The organism is Stenotrophomonas sp. P5_A9 (assembly GCF_056400525.1).
The window spans coordinates 1-3,737 of the sequence record NZ_JBFULC010000124.1 but is presented as its reverse complement, the minus strand read 5'-3'; the positions used below and the strand labels follow the sequence as shown (position 1 = coordinate 3,737).

Sequence of the window (3,737 nt, the reverse complement as noted above, 5' to 3'; positions counted from 1 at the left end):
GCAGCATACCGGGCCGAATGGAAAAGGCGAAGGGGGCGTGAAGGATGGGGCGGGTGTGGCGACACGGCGAGGGTGTATCAGACGGTGTCGATCTGCCTGCGATGGGTAGTGCCGAGCCATGCTCGGCACCGRYAACCTCGAGCCCGGCGTCGATGCGTGTGCAGGCCATCTGCCGAGCATGGCTCGGCACTACCCATCGCAGGCAGATCGAYACCGTCTGATACACCCTCGCCGTGTCGCCACACCCGCCCCATCCTTCACGCCCCCTTCGCCTTTTCCATTCGGCCCGGTATGCTGCCCGGACGTGAACTGGCGGATACTCAGGGCCAGAACACACTCTCATCAACGATTCCTGGAGGGGGAATATGAGTCTGGAACGTCCCTGGCTGCAGAGTTATCCCAACGGCGTACCCGCCGAGATCGACGTCAACGAGTTCCATTCGGTCTCCGCCGTCTTCGACACCTCGGTGGCCAAGTATCGCGACCGTCCCGCCTACTCCAGTTTCGGCAAGACCATCACCTACGGTGAAACCGACGCCTTGGTCGAGCAGTTCGCCGCCTACCTGCTAGGCGAGCTGAAGCTCAAGAAGGGCGACCGCGTCGCCCTGATGATGCCCAACTGCCTGCAGTACCCGGTGGCCACGTTCGGCGTGCTGCGTGCCGGCCTGACCGTGGTCAACGTCAATCCGCTGTACACGGCCCGTGAGCTCAAGCACCAGCTGGTGGACTCCGGCGCGGCGGTGATCGTGGTGGTCGACAACTTCGGCGACACCGTGCAGCAGGTCATTGCCGACACGCCGATCAAGCATATCGTCACCACCGGCCTGGGCGACATGCTCGGCGCCAAGGGCGTGGTGGTGAACTTCGTGCTGAAGTACATCAAGAAGATGGTGCCCAACTACACCCTGCGCGGTGCGGTGCGCTTCAACCAGGCGCTCAAGCTGGGCAGCCGCCACAGCCTGCCCAAGGTTGAAATCGACCACGACGACGTCGCCTTCCTGCAGTACACCGGCGGCACCACCGGCGTGGCCAAGGGCGCGATGCTGACCAACCGCAACCTGGTCGCCAACATGCAGCAGGCCTCGGCCTGGATCTCCGCCTCGGGGATCGAGATGGGCAAGGAGTGGATCATCACCGCCCTGCCGCTGTACCACATCTTCGCGCTGACGGCGAACGGCCTGGTCTTCATGAAGTTCGGTGGCTGCAATCACCTGATCACCAACCCGCGCGACATGAAGGGCTTCGTCAAGGAGCTGAAGGCGACCCGCTTCACCGCCATCACCGGCGTCAACACKCTGTTCAACGGCCKGCTCAAYACGCCCGGCTTCGATGAGATCGACTTCTCGTCGCTGAAGGTCACYCTGGGCGGCGGCATGGCCGTGCAGCGCGCCGTGGCTGAACGCTGGAAGAAGGTGACCGGGGTAACCCTGGTGGAGGCCTACGGCCTGACCGAGACCTCGCCGGCCGCCTGCATCAATCCACTGGACCTGGCCGAGTACAACGGCGCGATCGGCCTGCCGATCCCYTCCACCGACGCCTGCGTGAAGGACGACGACGGCAAGACCCTCACCCCSGGCGAAGTCGGCGAGCTGTGCATCAAGGGCCCGCAGGTGATGAAGGGCTACTGGCAGCGCCCGGAAGAAACCGCCAAGGCCATCGACGCCGACGGCTGGCTGCACACCGGCGACATGGCGCGGATGGACGAACAGGGCTTCTTCTACATCGTGGACCGCAAGAAGGACATGATTCTGGTGTCCGGCTTCAACGTGTACCCGAACGAAGTCGAAGACGTGATCGCGATGATGCCCGGCGTGCTGGAAGTGGCGGCGGTCGGCGTGCCGGATGAAAAGTCCGGCGAGATCGTCAAGGTGGTCATCGTCAAGAAGGACCCCAACCTGACCGCCGAAATGGTCAAGGAACACGCCCGCGCCAACCTGACCGGCTACAAGCACCCGCGCATCGTCGAGTTCCGCAAGGAGCTGCCGAAGACCAACGTCGGAAAGATCCTGCGACGCGAGCTGCGCGATACGCCTGCCGCGTAAACGTCCGCTTCAGTGAACCCCAGCACGCCCGCCTAGCGGGCGTTCTGCTTTCCAGCCGTAGTGACACGCCATGCGTGTCAGCAACCGCCGACCAACCACCGTCACCCCTTAAAACTTAGAGGTCGCACGCGCCCCAATAGCGAGCGCAATAAACAGGCGGCACACAATTCGCACACAGTCCATCAGCAAGGCGCGCACATGCTCGCCTGACGCGCGCCACTTTGGCGTAGCCGAAGAGCCCGGCGAAGCGCCCGTGCAGTGCCGTCGGAAGACTCGGCAAGCTGCTGCATCCGGTAAGGCCCTCGTTGCTCGTCTGCCGCAGAAACTTGGTAGTGGCTGATCAGTTTTGTGATGGCCGCAATGTCTGGACAGGCCAGAGTTTTATAGACAGTCAGGACGTGGGCGGTCTCAAGAAGCAAGCGCAACACGTGATCTGAATTCGGCGATCTCTTTGTCCATCACTTCGGCTGGCGTCTTCCAGCCCAGCGTCTGACGTGGTCGTGTGTTCATGAGCATCGCAACATGGTTGAGATATTCCTGGCTCGCGCTCGACAGATCAATGCCCTTGGGCAGGAACTGGCGAAGCAATCCGTTGGTGTTTTCGTTGCTGCCGCGCTGCCATGGCGCGTGTGGATCAGCAAACCACACGTCGATATCCAGACGGTCCATCAACTATGGGTAGCACGTCAGCTCCGTGCCTCGATCGTAAGTCAAACTCGTTCGCATGGATTCGGGCAGCTTCTTTAGTTGGCGACTGAAGCCTTCCAGTGCCGCTTCAGCTGTGCCTCCGTCCATCTTGCAGAGGATCACAAAACGCGTCGTTCGTTCGACCAGTGTCCCTACGCAGGAGCGATTGGAAGCCCCCTTGATCAAGTCGCCTTCCCAGTGGCCCGGAAGCAATCGTTGCTGCCGGTACCCCCCTCCTTCCGTAGACGATCCATCTTTAGCATAAGCTTGACTTCTTTCAATCCCGAAAATACCGGCTTTCCTGTTGCAGGCAAGCCTTTTAGGCATATTGATTGATCGTCTGCCCATGCGGCATCAGCCAAGCCAATTACAGCTATGGATAAAGCATATTTGTAATCGATATTCCAGTTAGCTTTCCGCCTAGTGGACGACAAGTACTGCATTGGCGGCCCAGGTGTTTTGAAGAACAAACTAGATCAGATCTAGAGCATGACGCAGCAAGGAGCCCCGCGCCCGCTGTTGGAGTGCAGAACTCAGTCACCGTTTAGTAGCGGTGGAGAGACAATCTGATTCAAAACTGATAGCGAGCACGTGCGCCAATGGCGAGCGCAATGAACGGACCCAAAGCTATTCTTGCACAATCCATAAGGAGGGCACGAAAATTTCGCCCCGCCGCCCGCGAGACGCGAGAATAGCCAAAAAATCCAGCGAATCTGCCACGAATCGCAGCCTTGAAAAAATAGAGCCTTGCCTTCTCGGACCCAACTGATTCACATTCTTCGAAGTAATGTCCGTAGCCCAATAGTGTTTCAGGACTGATCTCGAATGATGCCGACTCGTTCAGGAATCGAAATGCCTCGTCGCAATGTTTCCGCCTAAGCGAGACACGAGCGAGGCTCAAAAAGGCTACAGCGCCCGGAGCAATCAAAGAGGCCCTTCGGTAGCTATCCATAGATCTATCACGGAGCAATCAAAGAGGCCCTTCGGTAGCTATCCATAGATCTATCA

1 protein-coding gene and 1 pseudogene are annotated in these 3,737 nt (G+C 59.6%); one reads left to right on the top strand and one right to left on the bottom strand.

Features of this window, described 5'->3' with window-relative positions; translation table 11 throughout:
- Positions 1 to 365 precede the first annotated feature (365 nt).
- Entirely contained in the window at positions 366 to 2,042 is a 1,677-nt protein-coding gene (locus AC1DR7_RS20080; protein WP_478076652.1) for a long-chain fatty acid--CoA ligase, read from the top strand.
- Positions 2,043 to 2,450: 408 nt separating this feature from the next.
- Here the strand turns inward: AC1DR7_RS20080 and AC1DR7_RS20075 are convergent.
- Positions 2,451 to 2,948 (bottom strand): annotated as a pseudogene (locus tag AC1DR7_RS20075) (IS30 family transposase); the annotation flags it as partial.
- Positions 2,949 to 3,737 lie beyond the last annotated feature (789 nt).